20 protein-coding genes and 1 tRNA gene are annotated in these 21603 nt (G+C 55.4%); 10 read left to right on the forward strand and 11 right to left on the reverse strand.

Translation table 11 applies throughout. The features are described 5' to 3' along the window. Positions 1-81: 81 nt before the first annotated feature. On the forward strand, positions 82-927 hold the full coding sequence (locus Absy_RS02085; protein WP_048853080.1) for a TonB family protein: 846 nt from the start codon (positions 82-84) through the stop codon (positions 925-927). A gap of 165 nt (positions 928-1092) precedes the next feature. Here Absy_RS02085 and Absy_RS02090 read toward each other — a convergent pair whose 3' ends face one another. Continuing rightward, the gene (locus Absy_RS02090) at positions 1093-3417 is read right to left on the reverse strand and encodes a TonB-dependent hemoglobin/transferrin/lactoferrin family receptor (protein ID WP_048853081.1); all 2325 of its coding nucleotides are present in this window, start codon (positions 3415-3417) and stop codon (positions 1093-1095) included. Positions 3418-3575: 158 nt separating this feature from the next. Here Absy_RS02090 and Absy_RS02095 point away from each other — a divergent pair, with 158 nt between their 5' ends. After that, the gene (locus Absy_RS02095; protein WP_048853082.1) at positions 3576-4163 is read left to right on the forward strand and encodes a biliverdin-producing heme oxygenase; all 588 of its coding nucleotides are present in this window, start codon (positions 3576-3578) and stop codon (positions 4161-4163) included. 57 nt (positions 4164-4220) lie between these two features. On the opposite strand, the gene Absy_RS02100 is transcribed toward Absy_RS02095, so the two are convergent. The 6 genes from Absy_RS02100 to Absy_RS02125 all read right to left on the reverse strand — a co-directional run bounded on the left by Absy_RS02100 (position 4221) and on the right by Absy_RS02125 (position 8675). Then, entirely contained in the window at positions 4221-4541 is a 321-nt protein-coding gene (locus Absy_RS02100) for an antibiotic biosynthesis monooxygenase family protein (RefSeq protein ID WP_048853129.1), read from the reverse strand. Between the two features lie 23 nt (positions 4542-4564). Next, entirely contained in the window at positions 4565-5374 is an 810-nt protein-coding gene (locus tag Absy_RS02105) for an ATP-binding cassette domain-containing protein (RefSeq protein WP_048853083.1), read from the reverse strand. Next, positions 5371-6423 (reverse strand): FecCD family ABC transporter permease, encoded by a 1053-nt coding sequence (locus tag Absy_RS02110; protein WP_048853084.1) that lies wholly within the window; start codon positions 6421-6423, stop codon positions 5371-5373. Before Absy_RS02110 ends, Absy_RS02105 begins: the two co-directional genes overlap by 4 nt. Further along, entirely contained in the window at positions 6420-7337 is a 918-nt protein-coding gene (locus tag Absy_RS02115) for a heme/hemin ABC transporter substrate-binding protein (RefSeq protein ID WP_048853130.1), read from the reverse strand. Before Absy_RS02115 ends, Absy_RS02110 begins: the two co-directional genes overlap by 4 nt. 80 nt (positions 7338-7417) lie before the next feature. Then, positions 7418-7735: an antibiotic biosynthesis monooxygenase family protein gene (locus Absy_RS02120; RefSeq protein ID WP_371263682.1), complete on the reverse strand. Its 318-nt coding sequence runs from the start codon at positions 7733-7735 to the stop codon at positions 7418-7420. Between the two features lie 850 nt (positions 7736-8585). Further along, positions 8586-8675: transfer RNA gene (locus tag Absy_RS02125), tRNA-Ser, on the reverse strand. Between the two features lie 149 nt (positions 8676-8824). Here Absy_RS02125 and efp point away from each other — a divergent pair. From efp to Absy_RS02140, 3 genes are all read left to right on the forward strand, one after another. Beyond that, positions 8825-9391, forward strand: a complete 567-nt coding sequence (gene efp / locus Absy_RS02130; protein ID WP_048853086.1) for an elongation factor P — start codon at positions 8825-8827, stop codon at positions 9389-9391. Positions 9392-9438: 47 nt separating this feature from the next. Beyond that, a complete protein-coding gene (locus Absy_RS02135) occupies positions 9439-10269 on the forward strand; it encodes an inositol monophosphatase family protein (RefSeq protein WP_179287800.1) in 831 nt (276 codons plus the stop codon). A 288-nt stretch (positions 10270-10557) separates the two neighbouring features. Then, on the forward strand, positions 10558-13509 hold the full coding sequence (locus Absy_RS02140) for an ATP-dependent DNA helicase (RefSeq protein ID WP_048853088.1): 2952 nt from the start codon (positions 10558-10560) through the stop codon (positions 13507-13509). Between the two features lie 22 nt (positions 13510-13531). On the opposite strand, the gene Absy_RS02145 is transcribed toward Absy_RS02140, so the two are convergent. Beyond that, on the reverse strand, positions 13532-13735 hold the full coding sequence (locus Absy_RS02145; RefSeq protein WP_025827469.1) for a cold-shock protein: 204 nt from the start codon (positions 13733-13735) through the stop codon (positions 13532-13534). Positions 13736-13875: 140 nt separating this feature from the next. Beyond that, positions 13876-14544, reverse strand: a complete 669-nt coding sequence (locus Absy_RS02150; protein ID WP_048853089.1) for a dienelactone hydrolase family protein — start codon at positions 14542-14544, stop codon at positions 13876-13878. Between the two features lie 212 nt (positions 14545-14756). Between Absy_RS02150 and groES the strand changes: the two genes are divergently transcribed. The 5 genes from groES to Absy_RS02175 all read left to right on the forward strand — a co-directional run bounded on the left by groES (position 14757) and on the right by Absy_RS02175 (position 19652). Beyond that, a complete protein-coding gene (gene groES, locus Absy_RS02155; RefSeq protein WP_048853090.1) occupies positions 14757-15050 on the forward strand; it encodes a co-chaperone GroES in 294 nt (97 codons plus the stop codon). A 52-nt stretch (positions 15051-15102) separates the two neighbouring features. Continuing rightward, on the forward strand, positions 15103-16743 hold the full coding sequence (groL, locus tag Absy_RS02160; RefSeq protein ID WP_048853091.1) for a chaperonin GroEL: 1641 nt from the start codon (positions 15103-15105) through the stop codon (positions 16741-16743). Positions 16744-17058: 315 nt separating this feature from the next. After that, positions 17059-18459, forward strand: a complete 1401-nt coding sequence (locus tag Absy_RS02165) for an ammonium transporter (RefSeq protein WP_095351023.1) — start codon at positions 17059-17061, stop codon at positions 18457-18459. Positions 18460-18567: 108 nt separating this feature from the next. Further along, positions 18568-18990, forward strand: coding sequence for an alternative ribosome rescue aminoacyl-tRNA hydrolase ArfB (arfB, locus tag Absy_RS02170; RefSeq protein WP_048853132.1), 423 nt, complete (start codon positions 18568-18570; stop codon positions 18988-18990). A 173-nt stretch (positions 18991-19163) separates the two neighbouring features. After that, positions 19164-19652, forward strand: coding sequence for a hypothetical protein (locus Absy_RS02175; protein ID WP_048853092.1), 489 nt, complete (start codon positions 19164-19166; stop codon positions 19650-19652). A 41-nt stretch (positions 19653-19693) separates the two neighbouring features. On the opposite strand, the gene Absy_RS02180 is transcribed toward Absy_RS02175, so the two are convergent. Together Absy_RS02180 and pip are read right to left on the reverse strand one after the other, a co-directional pair. After that, on the reverse strand, positions 19694-20596 hold the full coding sequence (locus tag Absy_RS02180; RefSeq protein ID WP_181015889.1) for a retroviral-like aspartic protease family protein: 903 nt from the start codon (positions 20594-20596) through the stop codon (positions 19694-19696). Positions 20597-20637: 41 nt separating this feature from the next. Beyond that, positions 20638-21603, reverse strand: coding sequence for a prolyl aminopeptidase (pip, locus tag Absy_RS02185; RefSeq protein WP_048853093.1), 966 nt, complete (start codon positions 21601-21603; stop codon positions 20638-20640).

Genomic DNA, 21603 nt, shown 5'->3' on the forward strand with positions numbered 1-21603 from the left:
CAACCTTCAGGGGCAGGAGCAGGGGAGCGAAAGCGCTGCCAATAATACATCAGGCCCAGTACTCGCAACTGGAGCAAACCCATGAACAGTTTTGTAAAGCAAGGCTCTGGAAACATAACTTTTACTGAATGGCAACGCTGGCAGGCACGCCAGACGCAATGGGAGGACACACGCCGATGGGGTGTATCCTTTTGCGCCGTTATGGCGGTATGTGGCGGTGTGGTCTGGTGGAGTGTGCATTTACAATCTACACCCGCCATCGCATCGGAGCCCCCCCCGGCTGCCATTGCCATAGATATGACTCCAGTGGCCGTTTCCTCCCCCACACCACCAACCGATGTGCCTCCGGGGCCGCAGCAGATGTTGTCCGTGCCAGATGAGCCTGCTCCGGTTGAGCCGCCCAAAATTTCGGCCCCTCCTTCTCCAGCACCCAGTCCACCTGTGCCGGTGCCTCAACCGGAAAAACCACATAAGCTGGCAAAAAAGCACAAACCTACACTCAACCTCCAAAAACCAGTTCCGCAAAAAACGCCCCCTGCCGAAACCACAACCGCCCCCCCCACAGCAAATGTTGCACCTGCGCCAGCACAGGCTGCATCGACATCAGGTGCATCCTCCTCCCAAGCTTCGCAAACGCCTGTAACCTGGCAGGGCGCACTGTTAGCCCAGCTTGAAAAATTTAAGCGCTACCCCGCAGATGCCATGGCTGAGCATCAGGAAGGTGCGCCAGTCATCACCTTTTCCATAGATCGGAAAGGACATGTTGTGTCCGTTGCGCTCACCCATAGCTGTGGCCACCCGGAACTTGATGCCGAGGCTGTAGCACTGCCCAAACGCGCACAGCCTTTGCCTGTACCACCGGACAGTGTGCCAGGAGACCCCATTACTCTTACGGTTCCCGTAGAGTTTTATATTCATCGGAATTAGAGGCGATTGTTTTTACGGGCAGAGCATTATTACTTTTATGTAAAAGCTCTGCCGCTTTTGTTAACGCCAGCTCAACTGGCTGGGCAGCCCTGCTATGGACTGCCCTTTAATACTCATGCTGGACTGGAATAAAACCACAACCCTGCTTCCAGTCCAAACAATTAATCAGAACTCAATTCTGGCTGTTACTTTAAAGGAACGCCCCGGCTGCGTGTAATACCGCTCGGACAGCGAGGTGGACGACTGGCCGTAAGGCAAAGATGCCGCGTTATAATAGGCTTTATCAAAAATATTGTACATGCCAGCCTGAATACGCAGCGGCTTGTAAAAAGATGGGCTGTACCAGCCATTCAGATCGAACAGAACGTAACCTGGGGTTTTCCACTGGTTCGTTAATGTTCCTGTAGATGTCAGATACTTGGCATTATCCCGCCCGGCAGCAAATGTACCCGACAGATCTGCCCCCCAACGCTGGGTTTTATAGCCAAATCCAATAATACCACGGAACGGTGCCACCGAACTGAGATGGAAGTTCATGTCCTGATCGCGACCATCCGCATATGCCAGCGATCCCCACATATGCCAGTGGTCATCAAACGCCCAGTTACCACTGGCTTCCACTCCGTAAATACGCACATGCGCCAGATTGGTATAACCGTAACACAACATATAACCGGTGCAGCCATTCATACCCATCATATCAATGAAGTTATGGTAATGGTTGTCGTAGAAAGAAATTTTGGCTCCCCGTTCCGAGTTTCCATATTTCATCCCGACTTCCCACCCACGGCTGCTTTCGGGTTTGAGGTTTGGATTACCAACAACCTGATAAACTGGTGGTGTGCTGTAGTTCAGATATTCTTCCGTTGCAGATGGTGCACGGTATGCCTCCGCGTACTGACCGTACAGAACAAGGTCTTTGGCAATACGGGCTTCTACCAAAACCTTGGGCGAAAAGTGGGAACCATGCGCTCCATGCGGTAACCCTGCATAGCCTGCGTTAGCCATATAGGAGGCGGTATTATGCGTATCACGCTGGAAGTAATCGAACCGGAATCCGGGTGTAATATGCAGCCATTCCCCCCGACCTATGCCAATGCGGTCCTGTACAATCGCCCCCATATCCGTACCATGCACTTTGGGCATATCCGAAAAATTATCGTGCGTGTAGGCATTGGACACAGCTCTCTGGCCTGTTTGCGTCTGGTACGTATCGGTCAAAAAGACTTCACCGCCGTACGTCACAACATGGTGCAGAGGACCGGTAAAGATATTGTTGGTCGCAGACCCCGTAACCCCGTAGGATTGCACAGGCAAAGTCAGATGCTGATGCACATAGGCCGTTGGCCGGGCCGGATCTTTGTTGGTTATATCGGTATCGGTTTTGATACTCTGCCAGTATGCGAGAAAATGGGCTTCGCTGAAAAGCGCTGTCGGACTCTCTGCCTGATAATCATACTGGCCGGACACGCGTGAACGCTGGTTTTCACTGCGAGTGCGGTAAACATTTGTTGCTGTTGTTTCGGATGTTCTGGTGCGTTCGTTGTAGTTTTTATCAAACCACTCCCCCGTTAACCCGACCCTGTGACCACCTTCAAAATAATGACGGATTTTACCCAGAAAACTACCCTGATCATACGTAGCAGGGTTTTTGGCAGTACGCGTGCGGCCATAACCGCCGATCTCGCCCCGGTTTCCGGTCTCGCTCCCGTTCTGGTATCCCCCTTGCAGCAGGAATACCGTATTTTTGTAACGTGCGGCAAAAGCCTGATTAAGCAATGCCGCTTCGCTCGCACCATTGTAAGTCAGCTTGGTCAGGCCACCAAAGGTTTTGCCCGGTTTAAGCAGATCTTCCGGGTCCAGTGTGCGCAGGGCAATAACCCCACCCAGCGCTCCTGTACCAAAAAAGCTGGAATCCGCACTTTTAACAACATCAATGGCGCCAAGGGAGTTAAAGTCAAAATTGCTTACCCCACCCTGTGCCGAATTAAAGGACCCGGCATAGGCACCATCGTTTGCCCACGGCATACGCACACCATCTATGGTGGTCAGAATACGGTTCTGATCCAACCCACGAATGTTAATGCTGGAATTGCCACTACTGTAGTTCACTGAGGCATCAACACGCCGTGCAAAATCTTCCAGACTATCTATCTGCCGATCACGGAATGTTTTGAGCGTTGTTGTGGTGGTAAGCACACTTGCCTTACCAACAGCACTATGATCCTTATCGGGATCGTATTTCATGGAATCCAGAATATCTGCTGTTCCACCGACCTTTACAGCCCTTAACATGACTGTAGTGGAACCAGCAGCTTTGGGCTTTTGATCCTTTTTATCTGTATTGATCTGCGTAACAGTCCCTGCCCCGGTCGGTGCGGAGGAATCCTGTGTTGCGGCAAGTGCGGGTGTTGTACAGGCATAAACCAGTGCTGTTGTTGCCAGCATTCGGTAACGCACAACCCGACAGAAAAGCGGCGGCCTTGTCATTGTGCATCCATTAATTGCAAATAGGAATCATTACCATTTTATGATGCACCTCACTCACGCACTCGACAAGCATTTATTGCGTATGATTCTCATTTGCGGTAAATGAGTCACACTTTCGTATCTTCCAAATTGCCATTAATGTCGTAGAGGCTCCTAAAATGACCAGAATGCCTGATACACTCTCCCTTTCTCTACGCCTTAAAGATGCCACCCACACAATTCATGAAGATCTGGACAGAGGCATTATGGCGCAGGGCCTGTTTTCCAGCGCAGATAAATACCGGAATTTTGTGCAGCTCCAGTATCAGTTCCACCGGGATATCAACGCGCTTTATAATCACGCCCAGCTCATAGAGATCATTCCCGATCTGAGTGCCAGAAACCGCTTTGCACAGGTCTGTCAGGACATGGAGGATCTGGGTTTTTCTTTGCCCGATGAACCGAACCCTGTAGATAACAAAGATGCCTCAACTGCCATTGGCTGGCTTTATGTTGCCGAAGGGTCCAAGCTAGGGGCTAATTTTTTAACAAAACTTGCCGAAAAACTGGGCTTTACCGAATCATTTGGTGCACGCCACCTTGCGGCCGACCCTGCAGGGCGAGGGCCATCGTGGAATGCGTTCAAAAGCGCGATTGACCATGCGGGGTTTGACCCCGCTTTAGCAGCAACGGGCGCTCGGGCTGGTTTTTTACGGGTTAAAACTTATCTGCTCGCCTCTAATGCAAAAACCAGCACACCAGCCTAATTCACCAGAAAAAATGGCCTGAAAACACTCATAATTTTCAGGCCATCTGATGCTGTATCAGGCTGTTACGTCCTGTAAGACCGTGAACCCTTCAAAAACCGGGGGGCCAGCAGTCAGCGCACGGCCCTGCCCTGCGCCAACATGCGCCTGACGGAACTGCTCGGATTGGGTCCAGCCTACAAAAGCATCGTATGAATCCCATACTGTGTGAGAGGCATAAAGCCGCCCATCCTCTTTTTCCGGCCCTTGCAGAAACTGGAAACTGACAAAACCGGGAACGGTTTTTAGCAATACCTCCCGATCCAGCCAGCGCTTCTGGAAGGCTTCCTCATTTTCAGGCGCAACCAGAAAACGATTCATTGCAATGTATTGAGACATAGGCGCTTTCTTTCCCATAATCATTATTGGTCAATCATATTATGCGGTAGAATGTAGGGTTTGCCGGTAGCCGCATGTTTGTGCACCTGCCCCTCCTCCAGCCCAAACACATGGCTGGCCAACGCATTGGTCAAAACATGCTCTGGTGGTCCCTGCGCATAAATCCGTCCTTCATGCAGTACCACAATCTGGTCCGCACAGGCTGCTGCCCAGTTCAGGTCATGAATAACAAGCACAACACCTCCGCCACGTCGGGCGTGGGCACGTGCCAGATCAAGCACCAGATGCTGCCGGGACAAATCCTGCGCAGAAATTGGCTCATCCAGCAACAAAAAGCCCGGATGTCTGTCCGTGCCATGCACGGCCGCTTCCAATTGCATCATCACCCGTGCCAGATGCGCCCTCTGGCGCTCCCCACCGGACAACCCCATAATGTCACGCTCGGAAAACGCGCCCAGTCCTACGCGCTCCAGTAGTAGCCCGGCCAGTTCCAACCGGGCGGATGCCCCCATGAGCGGTGCGGACACCTGCCCCCCCATTGCTACCAGATCGCGCAGTGTAAACCGGGCGCGGAGTGGACTATCCTGCGTTAACATAGCCCGCCCACCCGCCAGATGCGCCGGAGAAAGGGCGGTTATGGGCACATCGTTCAGACGTACAGCACCCACCTCTGCTGGCAGCAACCCGCTGGCAAGGCGGAGTAATGTACTTTTGCCCGCACCGTTTGGACCAACAATGGCCGTAACCTGCCCAGCCCCAAAAGCGTACGAGGCCGCGTGAACAATGGTTTTGCCACCAGCGCACCAGCTTACGTTATGCAAGGAAAGCTTCATGCCAGCACCTCGCGTTCATGCGCACGGGTCAGCAGCCAGACAAAAACAGGCGTACCCAGCACTGCAGTCACAATTCCCACAGGCACATCTGCTGGCATGGCAATAACCCTTGCCAGCGTATCTGCCGCAATTAACAACGCGGCACCCAGCAAAGCGCTGCCTGGCAGTACAAAGCGGTGGTCCGGCCCGGTTACCAATCTGACCAGATGGGGCACAACAACCCCTACAAATCCGATTGCCCCGACAAAGGAAACCGTAGGACCAACACTACAGGCGACCAGCAACATGGCCAGCCGCTTAATGCGTTCTACGGGGTAGCCCATTAACCGTGCGTCACTCTCCCCTAACAACAGGGCATTCAGGGGCATGGCCAAGCCTGCCGTTATCCACGCAGCCACCAGCAAAAAAGGGCATAACATGCCAATCCGTGCCCATGTTGCGCCCGCAAAACTCCCCATGGTCCAAAAAGTCAGGTCGCGTAATGCTGCATCATTGGCACGAAAAATAAGAATACCCGTTAAAGCACCTGCGAATGCACTGAGGGCCACACCTGCCAGAAGGATCATGCTGACAGAGGTCATGCCACCACGCGTTGCAAACCGGTAAAGCAACCATGCCGCGGCAAAACTCCCCAGTGTGCCTGCTACAGGCACAGACCAAGCTGTTCCGGTTATAAAGGCGTGCACGCCCCCGACCGCCACATCCAGCCCGGCACCGCCCAGCACAATCATACAGGCCGTTGCCAGCGCTGCCCCGGACGATACGCCGATTAAGCCTGGATCTGCCAAAGGGTTTCTGAACAACCCTTGCATAACAGCCCCGGCAACCGCCAGCGCTGCCCCAGTCAGTCCCGCCATGACCACGTGGGGGCCACGGATTTGGGTCAATACGACCCGTTCGGCATAAAGGCTTCCATGTGCATCGCTTTGCCATAAAGCCGTAAGATGCACCCCGGTTGCCCCAACATTAAGCGAAACAGCCGTAACAAGCAGCAATAATGGCAAAAGAGCGCACAAAAGCAGAACTCCACGCCGCTGCGCCAAGGTCATGCAGGGTGTTCCACTGCTGCCAGCATTCTGGCCAGATCAAGAGCCGCCTGAGGCGTACGCGGCCCAAACCCCAGCAGACGTTCCCCCTCCATGCTTACAAAAGCATGGTTCCGCCCCGCTGGTGTAAGCTTGAATCCGGGGTCAGCTTGAAGGGTAGAGCGGATAGGTGTTGCAGTCTGGTCCATAAGCAGAACAACATCAGGTTGCAGCGCTACCAGATTTTCCTGATCTACAATTTTATAACCCTGCATATCGCCCCCTGCATTAACCCCACCTGCAAGGCGGATCATGGCATCTGCTGCTGTTCCTTTGCCTGCGGCCATAGGGCGGTTGTTTGTCATACGCATGACAAACAACACACGCGGCATCCACGTATGTGTGGTGCGCCATGCCGCCAGTTGGCGAAACTGCTCGGCAATGTTACGGCATAATTGTTCGCCCTGTGCCTGCGCATCCATTATGTCCGCCAAAAAGCGGGTCCGCCCTTCAATCGCTTCGGGCGAAGGAGTGGCATCCACAAACACAACGGGCACACCCGATGCCACAAGCTGGTCCATAGCAGCAGGCGGACCGGCATCATTCATGGCCAGCACAAGGTCTGGCTGTAAAGACAACACACCTTCGGATGAAATAGCCCGCATATAACCAAGAGCTTTTTTCTCTTTTTGGGCCTGCTCTGGCCATGTCGAGGTCTGGTCTACTGCCAAAATCGCATTTGATCGCCCAAGCGCATACAATGTTTCGGTTATGGGGCCACCGATACTGGCTATTCTTGCTGTTCCATGGAGCGTTACGTGCCGTCCCCGGCAGTCCGTTACACTCCGGGATTCAGGGCCATTTACTGCGTTTGAGCGACTCCCCTGTGTCCACCCTGCACGTGGCAGGCTAACCGCTGCCACGCCAGAAACCAGCATGGTCCCCAAAAACCGGCGGGAGAACTGCCCCACATTCTGCTGCGGATTGTGGCTCCAGCGTGCTGCATTTTTTACTTTCATCACGCAGCCTGCTCCTGCGCTTCGACCGTACGAAGCACATCGTAACCACTGAATTCGCGCTTTTCGAGCGTTAGAACCTCTCCCTGCCCCATATCTTTATGGGCGGTATGGAACAGTTCTGACTTACGCCATGCCTCGTAAGCTGCGCGCGATGCCCAAATGGTCTGGGAGGCATAAACCACGTGGTCAGGCAGCACATCGCCACGCATAAACTGGATCATTAAAAAACCAGGAGCCGTTTTCAATAACACCTCCCGGTCCAGCCAACGGCTTTTAAATTCAGCTTCTTTTTCCGGACGGACTTTAAAACGGTTCATGGCTATAAACATTCGGCCCCTCCACACTGCACAAAGCCCCGTACCCGACGTTTTTACAAACGCGACAAAGCTCCGCACGTTAACGTGGGATAACATTTTCATAAACGCAAATGCGAATCAATATCATAATACACACAAATCCGTGCAAACAGTAAATAACGACCCATTCATCGTTATTCTGTCAGGCTTACCCCATGCACGATCAAGCAGCGCGTTGGCTTTAGCAACACTGGCGGAGGGATATTTTGATCGTAATCAATGGGTCAAACGCCCGATTTCCAAAAGCGTTTTCCAATCTTGAATTTTTATGTATCGTTTTTTTCGATCAGCAAATCCACCCGCTCCTCAAGGTCCGGTCAGTGGGCACTTGCTTATCCGGTCATGGCTCCATCCCGTTCCATATCGGGTCAGATAACATCCGCATCATCAATACTCTCCCCACAGCCATTCCCGCAAAAAATATGGCCGCGTAAATCAATAAATTCGATACCTTCAATCCACTGACTGATATTTTCGACACACCCCTAAAATCCTCTACAATGATCGTAAATGACACCTTAATACCAAAACATAACAATTTTACCGAGAAAATGTCTTACCTGCACTCTCCACCAATCTACGTAGTTCTTTGGTTACACTGAGGCTCATAGCTGCTGCCCCCCTCTCAAAAGCGACTGGGGCTGCGTCACATGCAGGGAAATAAATAGCGGGAACGATTGAACTGCCGCTCGACCAGCTCGAGGCATCTAACAGACTCTCAGCCGCCGTTTTGACGCAACGTACGCCTGAAGCGGTTCGTGCGGCTTCCATTGAAGGCAAGACATTATAAAATATAGTTATTTTATTAAATTGGCGGAAGGGGTGGGATTCGAACCCACGGTACGCTCTCACGCACGCCGGTTTTCAAGACCGGTGCCTTAAACCGCTCGGCCACCCTTCCTTACCTGCGGATTGGATGCCTTATAAACAGGATGCAGTGGTTCTGTCTAGCGGCGTAAGGCAGGAGAGTTCTGCCCTCTGCGCTTGCCCTTCCCGCCGTGGAACTGTAGAAGCCACAGACAGAATAGCCATTCCTCTCAGGAACGAAGTATGAAACAGCAGGCAAACCTGATCCGTGCCGGTCAGGTCATTGAGCATGACGGTCGTCGCTGGACGGTGTTGAAACAGCAGATCATTACCCCCGGTAAGGGGGGTGCATTCATTCAGGTTGAAATGCGCGATCTTAAGACCGGTAACAAAACCAATGAACGCTGGCGCACGGCCGATACGGTTGAACGCCTGATGACGGAAGACCGTGAATATCTGTATTCCTATACAGATGGTGAGCTACTGGTTCTGATGGACCCCGAAACCTTTGAACAACTTTCGGTTCCTACCGATCTGCTGGGTGATCAGGCTCCCTTTATTCAGGATAACATGACCATCAACCTGCATCTGGTTGAAGGGGACCCGGTTGGCATTGACCTGCCTCCGCATGTGACACTGGAAGTGGTGGAAGCTGACCCGGTTGTAAAAGGCCAGACGGCCAGCTCCTCCTACAAACCCGCAATGCTGTCCAATGGTGTTAAAACCATGGTGCCACCGTTTATTGAAGCGGGTGAACGGATTGTGGTCCGTACGGAAGACGGTTCTTACGTTGAACGCGCCAAGGACTGATTTTTTTCAGGTTTTTCCTCCAGAGCAGGACTTAAATTACAGTGGCCATGCGTCTCTCCCCCGTCATGATGGTGATGCAAACCGCAGCCCAGAAGGCGGCCAAGCGTCTCCTGCGCGATTTTAACGAAGTCGAGCAGCTTCAGGTAAGCATCAAGGGGCCGGGTGACTTTGTTTCCCAGGCGGACCTTCGTGCAGAACAGACCCTGCGCGAAGAGCTGGAAAAAGCCCGCCCGGGCTATGCCTTCCTTATGGAAGAATCCGGCGAATCAGGCAGCGATAACTGGACATGGCGCTGGATTGTGGACCCGCTGGACGGTACATCCAACTTCCTGCACGGTATTCCGCACTGGGCCATTTCCATTGGTCTCCAGCGCCGCTTGCCCGATGGCAAGATCGAACTGGCAGCAGCCCTGATCTACAACCCCGCAGCGGGGGAAATGTTCTGGGCGGAAAAAGGAAGCGGAGCTTACCTTAACGAACGGCGTATTCGTGTTTCTGCCCGCCGGGACATGCACGAATCCCTGTTTGCAACGGGCATTCCCTTTGCCAAGGTTCCGGCCCGTCAGCGCCTGCCATTTGCACGGGTTCTGGGCAACCTTATGCCCCGCGTTGCTGGTGTGCGCCGCTTTGGTGCGGCTGCACTGGACCTGGCGTGGGTCGCAGCCGGACGTTACGAAGGGTACTGGGAGTTCGGCATTAAACCATGGGACTGCGCTGCTGGCATTCTGATCGTGCGGGAAGCGGGTGGGCAGGTCACAGACCCCGATGGCCGCGATCTGGACGACATGCCTGATGATGTCATGATTGTTGCAGGCAATGGCCATATGCACGGCAAACTGCTGGAAATTGTTGCGGACAGCCTGAAAAACGCTGAATAATACGCGGCAAACGCTCGTTCAACATTATTGGAGAGAGACTTAATTCTCTCCAACACTTCTGGCCTGACTGGTTGCACCAACCAGTCAGGCACTCCCAAAAAATCTCATATAATCTGCCGTCGTCCCGTTACCGGGGGCTGTTTATTTTTATCAGACCATGTTCTGACTGCGGGCCGAATAATGCCTGCGCGCTTGCGGCTTTTCTACCTGACTTCTGCCCAAAAGTTTATCAAGGTTACGGCTCTGCTCTGGTCTTTGCAGCAAGAATAGCTCATGTAAAGTAAACCCATGCAGCCATCCTTTCCTTCCGCGCACGATGCACCGGCTCTTGTCTCTTTTCAGGGGCGGTTTTCGCTTTTGACCGAAGACGGGGAACTGCTGACCTTAACCGCAAATGAGGTGCGCGAGCGGCTACATTCCATGCCATGCCCGCTGGTTATTCATGCACCTGCGCTTGCACGCAAACTCGATCTTCCCCCTACAGGCCAGCCTGCACCATGGCTGGATCTGCTGGAACTTTTTACATTCATTTACCCTGCGCGCCCTGTAACCCCTACCCCGCGGGGATTAGCGCTTGCCCTTGGGCTGGATCAGCAAAACATTGGCACGGCAGAAGCTGACCTGTTACCCGAGCTGCTATCCATTCTGCTGGCAGATCTGGCACGGCAGGCCAGGTCCGGACAAATTGAACTGTTGTCCGCCCTGACCGTACGGCTTGGGCAGGCTGGCTGGTTATGGACTGGCACGGTAGCGGAAACCATTGACCTACCTGCCAGACTGACCAATCAGGGCAAACTGCCAGATGAGGTCACACAATCAGCCGATGCCCTGCGGGTATGGCGGCACCTTCCCAAATGGGAGGACAGCGCACAGCGCCCTCCCCCTGCCTCCCACCCCATTAGTCCGGCGGAAGCACGGGAGCGCCTGAGCAAAATTCTGGGTAACAATGCGGAGATCAGGTCCGGGCAGGCCGATTTTGCCAGCGTTTCCACCGAGGCTTTTGCCCCCCGCACCGTGCGGGGCGATCCATCCATTGTTCTGGCCGAAGCCGGAACAGGTACAGGCAAAACCCTGGGTTACATAGCCCCCGCCAGCCTATGGGCGGAACGTAATGATGGCGCGGTCTGGATCAGCACATACACGCGCCATCTGCAACGCCAGATCGAGCAGGAAACAAAACGACTTTACCCCGACCCCGCAACGCATCGCCAGCAGGTCGTACTGCGCAAAGGGCGGGAAAATTACCTTTGCCTGCTGAACATGGAAGAAGCCGTTAATACCGCGACCTCGCGCCCAGCCGGTATTACCATTGCCCTGTGCATGTTGGCACGCTGGGCCATGGCAACAGCAGATGGAGACCTGTTTGGAGGAGACCTCCCCGGCTGGTTTGGCGACCTGTTTGGCCACGGCAACCTTGCTGGTGTTGCCGACCGGCGGGGGGAATGTATCCACGGTGCCTGCGCCCATTACCAACGCTGCTTTGTAGAACATTCCATCCGCCGTGCGCACGATGCCGCACTGGTCATTGCCAACCACGCACTGGTCATGACACAGGCAGCCTATGCACAGGCAGGCATGAGCGATAATGATGAAGCCAGCACGGAAAGCACCATTCCCTCACGCTATGTGTTTGACGAAGGTCACCATCTGGCCGATGCGGCCGACAGTGCTTTTTCCGCCGAACTATCGGGGCTGGAAACCGCAGAGCTGCGCCGCTGGCTATTAGGCGCTGAAGGCCGGCGTTCACGCGCAAGGGGGCTTAAACGCAGGCTGGATGATCTTGTTGTCGGGCATCCCAAGCTGGAAAACCCGCTCGATGCGGCCCTGCTGGCAGCAACAGCGCTCCCAGCACCGGGCTGGTCCACCCGCCTGCCGCCCCAGAACACAGCGGAACCTCCACCCCCTGAGCCCATGGACCTGAGCAGTCTGTTCCCACCCGAGCCCCCGGCCGAACAGCCTGTTATGGAAAATCCGACAGAGGCTTTTTTGCGTCTGCTGCGCCAGCAGGTCATGGCCCGCTCGACCGAAGGAGGCAAACAGTCCATTTATGGTGCCATGGAATGCGACCTGCACCCCCTTGTGCCCGACATGGCCGAAGCAGGCCAGCAACTGGCCCGCGCCCTAAGCCGGATTGTAGAGCCTCTGCGCACCCTTACCCAGCGCCTGCAAGCCCGCCTGGAAGATGATGCAGACACGCTGGACACCACCACCCGTGGCCGTATAGAGGCCATGACACGTGCATTACGCCGCCGCGCCATTTCTCGGCTGGATGCGTGGATTTCCATGCTTGCGGCTCTGGACCAGCCCCCGGAACCGGGGAGCACACCCGCTCATGTGCACTTTATCCGCCTTGAACGCCGCGAAAAACAGCGCATGAACGAACAGGACGTAGGGCTTTACCGCCACTGGCTGGACCCTACCATTCCCTTTGCCGGTATTATGGCTGTGCCCGCGCAGGGTATGCTTATGACGTCCGCCACATTGCGTGACCAGCAAAGCGGGCAAAATGACAGTGAGGACGCGGAGGTCGCGTGGGAAGCCGCAGAGGCCCGGACAGGGGCCAACCATTTTCCCTCCCCCGCCCTGCGTGCCAGTCTGGCCAGCCCATTTGATTACGCCCGGCAGACCCGTGCCTTTATTGTAACGGATGTGGATAATAGCAGCCTTGTCGATCTGTCTGCTGCGTTCCGCACATTATTCCAGTCTTCTGGCGGAGGGGGGCTTGGTCTGTTTACCGCCATATCCCGCCTGCGGGGGGTGTACGAACGCATAGGCCCAACACTGGAGCAGGAAGGTCTGCCCCTTTATGCCCAGCATGTCGATGCTATGGACAATACGACTCTGGTGGATATTTTCAGAACTGAGGAACACGCCTGCCTGCTTGGTACGGACGCCATGCGGGATGGGGTGGATGTTCCGGGTAATGCCCTGCGGCTGGTGGTGTTTGAGCGGGTTCCATGGCCCCGGCCCGATATTCTGCACCGCGAGCGGCGTATTCACCTTTCTGGCGGAGACCCGAAAGGCTTTGATGACCGCATAGCCAGACTGCGCCTAAGGCAGGCCTTTGGGCGGTTGATCCGCCGTCAGTCAGATCGGGGCGTGTTTGTGCTTCTGGACAGGCGCACACCCACGCGGCTTTTAAGCGCTTTTCCTGATGGTGTGGCCATAGAGCGGTGCGGGCTTGCCCAAACGGCACGCCAGATCACCGCTTTTCTGGCGGAGCAGGCCGGACAAAGCTGACCGGCCCGACCCCATACCGCCTTTAGAGCGGCTTAAGGTTGGTGGCTGCCTGCTTACCGCGTTCCTCCACCATGTCGTAGGACAGTTTCTGCCCATCATTCAACGCGCGCAGACCGGCTGCCTGTACAGCGGTAATATGCACAAACACGTCTTTCCCTCCATCATCGGGGGCAATAAAACCAAACCCTTTGGTGGCGTTGAACCATTTAACGGTACCTGTCGACATGAGCGAAGTCATCCTTATTCGGCCAATTACTCCTCTCGCACACGACGTGCCACGAGGAGATAAGGGTATTCTCCCCCATGACCGGGGCCGCTTGTCAATCACAATTCAAGTTGGCCCGCATTTACACCATCACACGGACCTTACGGATTGAGTGTACTTTTAAGGAAAGCAATGCTGCGTTCCTGTGCCTCTTCAAAGGCTTTTGCATTGTAGGATGCCCGCTCCTGGCAGCCAAAACCGTGCCCTGCATCATCGTACACATACAGTTCAATTTCAGGATGTGCGGCGCGAATGGCGGCAATGTCGGTATGGGGAATACTGGTATCACGCTCACCAAAATGTAATTGCACGGGGCAATGCGGAGTCTCGGTGCAATGCGCTGCAATGCCGCCCCCGTACCAGCTCACAGCTGCGGCAAAGTCATGCGTTCGACATGCTGCATTCCATGCCAGCGTACCCCCCCAGCAATAGCCGATCACCCCGACCTTGCGCGCATTGAGCGCGCGGGCTGCCGCCTGCACATCCAGAAGGGTCTGGGCCAGAGGAATCCGGGCACGCAGAGCCAGCCCCTTTTGCACACCCTCCGTGGAATAGGCCAGTTCAACCCCACGCTCTGCCCGGTCAAACAGAGCAGGCGCAATGGCATGAAAGCCCGCCTGGGCAAAACGCTCGCATACGGTGCGGATATGGTGATTAACCCCAAAAATTTCCGGCAGCACCACAAGAGCGTATGGGGCCGCACCCCGCTCCGTTTCCCACGCAGAAAAATGATGGCCATCAGCGGCCTGTAATGTTCGGATCTGTCCCATGCGCCCTCTCATTGTCTGCCGTGACATTAAAACAAAAAGAAACTTTTCCCCATTCCTTGACTCACCTGTAGGGCGAACTTACCTTCTGCTCTGGCACTCCCGATGGTGGAGTGCTAACGCAACGCGGCGTTCTGTTACGCGCGGTTCAAACGGGTGGCGCTGCTTTCTGACAAAGGGCGTCATCACAGCAAATGAATGTGGAGTGATCCATAATGACGAAGTTTCGTCCCTTACACGACCGGGTCGTTGTACGTCGCCTTGAAGGCGAACTGAAAACTGCCGGTGGCATTATTATCCCTGACACGGCCAAGGAAAAGCCGATGGAAGGCGAAGTGGTTGCTGTTGGTGCAGGTGCACGCAATGAGCAGGGTCAGGTTGTGGCGCTTGATGTCAAGGCTGGCGACCGCGTTCTGTTCGGCAAGTGGTCCGGCACGGAAGTGAAGATCGACGGCGAAGAGCTGCTGATCATGAAGGAAAGCGACATTCTGGGCATTGTTGCTGCCTGATCCGCTCTGATCCGACCGTAATTTTACTAAAGATCTTCACAGGAGAAATTCAATGGCTGCCAAAGACGTAAAGTTTGGTGCAGACGCACGCCAGCGTATGCTGCGCGGTGTGGACATTCTGGCTGATGCCGTAAAGGTAACGCTGGGCCCCAAAGGCCGTAACGTTGTTCTGGACAAGAGCTTCGGCGCACCCCGCATCACCAAGGACGGCGTTTCCGTCGCCAAGGAAATCGAACTGGCTGACAAGTTCGAAAACATGGGCGCACAGATGCTGCGCGAAGTGGCCTCCAAGACCAACGATGTGGCTGGTGATGGCACCACGACCGCAACAGTGCTGGCTCAGGCCATTGTGCGCGAAGGTCTGAAAGCTGTTGCCGCTGGCATGAACCCGATGGACCTCAAGCGCGGTGTGGACAAAGCTGTTGCCGTGGTCGTTGAGGAACTCAAGAAGAACGCCAAAAAGGTTACAACCCCTGCGGAAACCGCTCAGGTTGGCACCATCTCCGCCAATGGCGAGAGCGAAATTGGCAAGATGATCTCCGAAGCCATGCAGAAAGTTGGCTCCGAAGGCGTTATTACCGTTGAAGAAGCCAAGCACTTCCAGACCGAACTGGACGTGGTTGAAGGTATGCAGTTCGACCGCGGCTACATCTCTCCGTACTTCGTAACGAACCCGGAAAAGATGACCGCCGATCTGGAAAACCCCTACATCCTGATCCATGAAAAGAAGCTGTCTTCTCTTCAGCCGATCCTGCCTCTGCTGGAATCCGTTGTTCAGTCCGGTCGTCCGCTGCTGATCATTGCGGAAGACGTTGATGGCGAAGCTCTGGCAACCTTGGTTGTCAACAAGCTGCGTGGCGGTCTGAAGATTGCTGCCGTAAAGGCTCCGGGCTTTGGCGATCGCCGCAAGGCCATGCTGGAAGACATTGCTATCCTTACGGGTGGTCAGGTCATCAGCGAAGACCTCGGCATCAAGCTGGAAACGGTTACGCTGAACATGCTTGGCACCGCCAAGAAAGTGCACATCGACAAAGAGAACACCACCATTGTTGATGGCGCTGGCAACGGCGACGACATTAAAGGTCGCGTCAAGCAGATCCGTGCACAGATCGAAGAAACCTCTTCCGACTACGACCGTGAAAAACTGCAGGAACGTCTGGCCAAGCTGGCTGGCGGTGTTGCCGTTATCCGCGTTGGTGGTTCCACGGAAGTGGAAGTCAAGGAACGCAAGGACCGCGTGGACGACGCCCTGCACGCAACCCGCGCCGCAGTGGAAGAAGGCATTGTTCCCGGTGGTGGCACGGCTCTGGCCCGCGCAACCAAGGCTCTGGCCAACCTGCACTACCACAACGACGACCAGCGCGTTGGTGGCAACATCATCCTGAGCGCGCTGCAGGCTCCTCTGCGCCAGATCGCCCTGAATGCGGGTGAAGATGGTGCGGTTGTCGCCAACAAGGTGCTGGAAAACACCGACTACAACTTCGGGTTTGACGCACAGGCTGGCGAATACAAGAACCTGGTTGAAGCCGGTATTATTGACCCAGCCAAGGTTGTCCGTACCGCTCTGCAGGATGCAGCTTCTGTTGCTGGCCTGCTGATCACCACGGAAGCCATGGTTGCTGAACGCCCCGAAAAGAAGGCTGCCCCTGCTGGCGGTCCTGACATGGGCGGCATGGGCGGCATGGACTTCTAAGTCACCCAACCCGGATTTTGAATGTTTGGGGGATGGCCTGATCAGCCTCCTCCAGCACTCAAAAATACGCATAAGGGCGTGCAAACCTACGGGGGTGCACGCCCTTTTTGTATGGAGCCTATCTTGCGGGTTTATCTGCGTGCTGTGTTTTTTATAGCTTTTTGCTGCAACAGATCAGATTGTGAGAGAATTCGGCAGCTATTCCGGATTGCCTCTTCAGTCATTCCGGCATAGATACGATAAGATTAGGCCCATCGCTCCTTCACGAATCTGGCGAGCGTCAATGGCTGCGTATTTTAAGGAGAACGCATCATCATGTCAGCGCGACCCTTCCAAGCTGTCAATCCAGCGAGAGGTCCAGCCATTCGCAAAACCACGGCTTTTCTGACGGCCTGCCTTACCGCAGCTCTTGGCTGCTCTCAGGCTTTTGCTGCGGATGCTCCCCCTCCGATCGATACGGGGGACACGGCATGGATGCTTACCAGCACAGCCCTTGTGCTGATGATGACCATACCCGGTCTGGCCCTGTTTTATGCTGGCATGGTGCGTAAGAAAAACGTACTGGCAACGCTCATGCAGTCCTTTGCCCTGTGCTGCATTATGTCCATTGTCTGGATGGTTGCGGGGTATTCCCTTGCCTTTACTACCGGCACCCCCTGGATTGGTGGCTTCTCCCGCCTGTTCCTCAACGGTATTGGTGCGCATATCCATAATGGTACGGATGTGGGCTTTACGCTGGGTGCGGATAGCCCCAACGCAACCACAATGACCATCCCCGAGAGCATCTTTATGATGTTCCAGATGACATTTGCCATTATTACCCCCGCCCTGATCTCCGGCGCTTATGCGGAACGTATGAAGTTCAGCGCCATGTGTGCGTTCTCCATTATCTGGTCTCTGGTCGTTTATGCGCCCATCGCCCATTGGGTCTGGAGCCCTATCGGCTGGCTGGCCGGTCTGGGTACGGCAGACTTTGCCGGTGGCACGGTTGTGCACATTAACGCTGGTGTGGCGGGGCTGGTCTGCGCTCTGGTGCTGGGCCGCCGCAAAGGTTACGGGCAGGACGACCTCTCCCCTTTCAACCTGACTTACGCCGTTATTGGGGCAGCACTGCTATGGGTTGGCTGGTTTGGCTTTAATGCAGGCTCCGCCGTTGGTGCCAATGGCCGTGCAGGAATGGCCATGGCTGCAACCCAGATTGCGGCTGCTGGTGCGGGTGTTTCCTGGATGCTGGTTGAGTGGCTGCGTTCTGGCAAGCCGACGGTCCTTGGTGTGATCTCTGGCGCGGTCGGTGGTCTGGTTGCCATTACGCCAGCGGCAGGCTTTGTTCTGCCGGGAAGTGCTCTGATTATCGGGCTGATTACCGGCGTTGTCTGCTACTGGGGCGCAACCTCCCTCAAACATATGATGGGGTATGATGACAGCCTGGACGCCTTTGGCGTGCACGGCACTGGCGGCATTGTTGGTGCATTGCTGACCGGTCTGTTTGCCTATGGTCCGCTTTCCGCAACAGATGCCAACCCCACGGGTATTGTTGGCTCCGTGCACCAGTTGATTGTGCAGTGCGAAGCTGTGATCGTCACCATTGTATGGTGTGCTGTTGCCTCCTTCATTATCCTCAAGGCAGTCGATCTGGTGATCGGACTACGCGTGACCCCTGATCAGGAACTGGAAGGGCTGGATATGTCCTTGCATGGTGAGCGGATTAATAACTGATCCATAACCTCTACCTGAACAGCAAAAGCCTCCGTGCCATCAACACGGGGGCTTTTTTTTATGGATGGAGTACACACCTTGCCCTGCAAACCATGCTATGCCCCATCCATGGCAATTCCGATCCTCCCTGCCCTGTCCCTGCCTGAATCCGAACTTGAGGTCAGTTACATTCTGGCATCCGGCCCTGGAGGGCAGAATGTCAACAAAGTTGCTACGGCAGCGCAGTTGCGGTTTGATGCCGCACGTTCGCCCTCACTCCCCGAACGGATACGCACGCGGGTGCTGGAACTGGCAGGCACCAGAGCCACGCGGGATGGTGTTATTGTCATTACAGCACGCCGTTTTCGTACACAGATCCGTAACAGGGAAGATGCGATTGAGCGCCTTGTGGCTCTTATTCGCGAAGCCGCCCATCGCCCTGCATTTCGGGTAGCTACACGCCCCGGCAGGGCAGCACGCCAGCGCAGGCTGGATGGTAAAGCCCACCGCGCCAGCATCAAACGCGGTCGCTCCGGTCGCTTTGAGGACTAAAGCGGCTCCCTCGCTGCGGATCAGGGGGAATATGCGCGTCCTTTGCCTTTAATTTTGCACCCCGGGCAAAAAGCCATCATGCTTTCATTCCTTGCGCATGATTTTTCGTGATACTGATACAAACAGGCAGCATGGGGCTGCCGCTCAATTGTCCTCTTTGCATGAGGTTATTCATGACTGTTGTTGCCCGCACCGGACTGGCTGCCCTGCTGCTTGGCTGTGCTACAGCTCTTTCCTTTCCCAGCGCCCACGCCATGACGGTGAAGGAGTGCCACGAAAAATTTAAGGAAGCCAAAACTGCCAACACGCTTAAAGGCCAGTCCTTTAAGGAATTCAAAACCAGCACATGCGATGCAGCACCGGCGGAAGGGGCTGCAACGGCTCCAGCAGCCAAAACTCCTGCACCGGAAGCCCCAGCCAGCACGGAAGCTGCCAAACCTGCCAAGGCCGCAGCAGCACCTGTTGCAGATGCCTCCAACGCCACCCTGCCAACGGCTGTTGCAGCACAGTATGCCAAGCTCAGCCCCGGCAAGGCACGCATGAAAACCTGCCTTGACCAGTACAACAGCAACAAAGCCAGTAATGCCAATGGCGGGCTGAAGTGGATTCAAAAAGGCGGTGGTTACTATAGCGTTTGCAACAAACGCCTGAAGGGCGAATAAGCCTTTCCCGGCACTTGGGGGCACCCTCCCAAGTGCCGTTTTTATTTACCCCGCCCCGTTGCGGGCATGACATAAAGCGTGTGCGTACGGTACGAAATCCACACCCTATGTGCTGCAAACCAGTCCGACCCCAGCAGCATGTCCACCGTATCCTGCACGGGGGCGACGGTCAGCACGGGGGATTTTTCCTGCTCCTGACCAATCTGCATCACACCAAATCTGTGCCAGTGGTACGTCTGCTGGTGACCATCCACCCCGCTTGTAAGTCCGCCGGGGTCGGTAGCCAGGGTGGACTGGCTGACCCCAATGCGTTCGGCCGCACGGGTGGAAACAATGCAGGAGCGGGCTCCGCTATCCACCAGAGCCTGCAAGGTGTGGCCATCCAGTTCCACACGGGCGATGACCCGCCTGCCTGCATTCTGCAACGGTACGGCCCGGTAAATATAATGCCACCCCTGCGGGCCTGAACACTCTGCCGATCCAGCCGACCAGAAAGTGAGCGCACCGTGCGCCACATCAAATTCCACATCATAGCGGGAGAGCAGATCCCCCCCCACCAGCCCTTCCACGGCAGGTTCTGTCCTTGGCACGGCAGGCAGGGCATCAACGGGCATGGAAACCGGACCAAACTCCAGCTTTGCCATTGTCAGGGAATGCACCACGGCATTGGGTACAATGCGGCCAACACCACCGGTCCCATGCACAATGGTATGCATGGTACTGTCCAGCTGTGTGCCAAACAGGGCCGCTGCCTCGGGCGAGAGCAGGCTCCCCTCCGACCCGGTATCCACAATCATCCGCGCAACGTGCCCGTTAAGGCTGACAGGTACATTCAAAAAACCCTGATCATTATACAGGGCTACCCGTGCCACCAGATGGTGGCAGGACTGGGCATTGCCTTTGTGGGGCTGCAAAGCCATGGCAGCCATAACGGCAACACACATGAGCCAGCCTGTTAGCCCCCTTTGCACGCACTGCAAAAAATTCATGCCAGTTCCCGTGCAAAACGATCCGTAGCATTGAGCAGGGCTGTCAGAATTCCCGGTTCAAACAGGGCGTGACCTGCGGCATCAATTAACTGAAAATCCGCCTCGGGCCATGCTTTATGCAGGTCCCATGCCGTGCGCACGGGTGTTGCCATATCGTAACGCCCCTGCACGATCACGGCTGGAATGTGGCGAATACGATCGACCTGAGCAATCAGTTGCCCTTCCTCCAGCCAACCACCATGCACAAAATAATGGTTTTCAATGCGAGAAAAAGCCAAGGCGTAATCCGCCTCGTCATGCTGATGTTCCATTTCCGGGCAGGGGAGCAGGGTTAACGTGCGCCCTTCCCACAGGCTCCATGCCCGAGCGGCCTCCAGCCGTTCCTCCTGATTTTCAGAGATCAGGCGTTTACGGTATGCCCCCATCATATCTCCCCGTTCCGATGCGGGAATGGGGGCCACAAAGTCCTCCCATTTATCGGGGAACAACCAGGATGCACCGTCCTGATAGTACCAGAGCAGTTCTGCCTTACGCAGGGTAAATATGCCCCGCAACATCAGCGCACTCACACGTTCGGGGTGGGCCTGCGCGTAAGCCAGCGCAAGGGTAGACCCCCATGAACCACCGAACACGGCCCATTTATCCACCCCACACAGGTTGCGCAGGCGCTCTATATCCGCCACCAGATGCCACGTTGTATTGGCTTCGAGCGAAGCATGGGGGCGAGAACGGCCACACCCGCGCTGGTCAAACAACACAATACGGTAACGTGCTGGGTCAAAGAGCTGGCGCTGCGCTGCAGAACAGCCGCCCCCCGGCCCGCCATGCAAAAACACAACGGGAATACCGTTAGGGTTACCGCACTGTTCCCAGTAAACCTGATGCCCTTCCCCCGTATCCATATACCCCTGTGCATAGGGTTCTATTTCTGGCCATGGGGTGCGGTGTGCGTTGGTGATCAT

Origin of the sequence: Acetobacter syzygii (genome assembly GCF_000964225.1) — a bacterium.
Lineage (GTDB): Bacteria > Pseudomonadota > Alphaproteobacteria > Acetobacterales > Acetobacteraceae > Acetobacter > Acetobacter syzygii.

Coding starts and splice junctions, on each gene's coding strand:
- Absy_RS02085 (WP_048853080.1), top strand. CDS start 82: ATGAACAGTTTTGTAAAGCAAGGCTCTGGAAACATAACTTTTACTGAA.
- Absy_RS02090 (WP_048853081.1), bottom strand. CDS start 3,417: ATGACAAGGCCGCCGCTTTTCTGTCGGGTTGTGCGTTACCGAATGCTG.
- Absy_RS02095 (WP_048853082.1), top strand. CDS start 3,576: ATGACCAGAATGCCTGATACACTCTCCCTTTCTCTACGCCTTAAAGAT.
- Absy_RS02100 (WP_048853129.1), bottom strand. CDS start 4,541: ATGTCTCAATACATTGCAATGAATCGTTTTCTGGTTGCGCCTGAAAAT.
- Absy_RS02105 (WP_048853083.1), bottom strand. CDS start 5,374: ATGAAGCTTTCCTTGCATAACGTAAGCTGGTGCGCTGGTGGCAAAACC.
- Absy_RS02110 (WP_048853084.1), bottom strand. CDS start 6,423: ATGACCTTGGCGCAGCGGCGTGGAGTTCTGCTTTTGTGCGCTCTTTTG.
- Absy_RS02115 (WP_048853130.1), bottom strand. CDS start 7,337: ATGCTGGTTTCTGGCGTGGCAGCGGTTAGCCTGCCACGTGCAGGGTGG.
- Absy_RS02120 (WP_371263682.1), bottom strand. CDS start 7,735: ATGAACCGTTTTAAAGTCCGTCCGGAAAAAGAAGCTGAATTTAAAAGC.
- efp (WP_048853086.1), top strand. CDS start 8,825: ATGAAACAGCAGGCAAACCTGATCCGTGCCGGTCAGGTCATTGAGCAT.
- Absy_RS02135 (WP_179287800.1), top strand. CDS start 9,439: ATGCGTCTCTCCCCCGTCATGATGGTGATGCAAACCGCAGCCCAGAAG.
- Absy_RS02140 (WP_048853088.1), top strand. CDS start 10,558: ATGCAGCCATCCTTTCCTTCCGCGCACGATGCACCGGCTCTTGTCTCT.
- Absy_RS02145 (WP_025827469.1), bottom strand. CDS start 13,735: ATGTCGACAGGTACCGTTAAATGGTTCAACGCCACCAAAGGGTTTGGT.
- Absy_RS02150 (WP_048853089.1), bottom strand. CDS start 14,544: ATGGGACAGATCCGAACATTACAGGCCGCTGATGGCCATCATTTTTCT.
- groES (WP_048853090.1), top strand. CDS start 14,757: ATGACGAAGTTTCGTCCCTTACACGACCGGGTCGTTGTACGTCGCCTT.
- groL (WP_048853091.1), top strand. CDS start 15,103: ATGGCTGCCAAAGACGTAAAGTTTGGTGCAGACGCACGCCAGCGTATG.
- Absy_RS02165 (WP_095351023.1), top strand. CDS start 17,059: ATGTCAGCGCGACCCTTCCAAGCTGTCAATCCAGCGAGAGGTCCAGCC.
- arfB (WP_048853132.1), top strand. CDS start 18,568: ATGGCAATTCCGATCCTCCCTGCCCTGTCCCTGCCTGAATCCGAACTT.
- Absy_RS02175 (WP_048853092.1), top strand. CDS start 19,164: ATGACTGTTGTTGCCCGCACCGGACTGGCTGCCCTGCTGCTTGGCTGT.
- Absy_RS02180 (WP_181015889.1), bottom strand. CDS start 20,596: ATGTGTGTTGCCGTTATGGCTGCCATGGCTTTGCAGCCCCACAAAGGC.
- pip (WP_048853093.1), bottom strand. CDS start 21,603: ATGATCACCAACGCACACCGCACCCCATGGCCAGAAATAGAACCCTAT.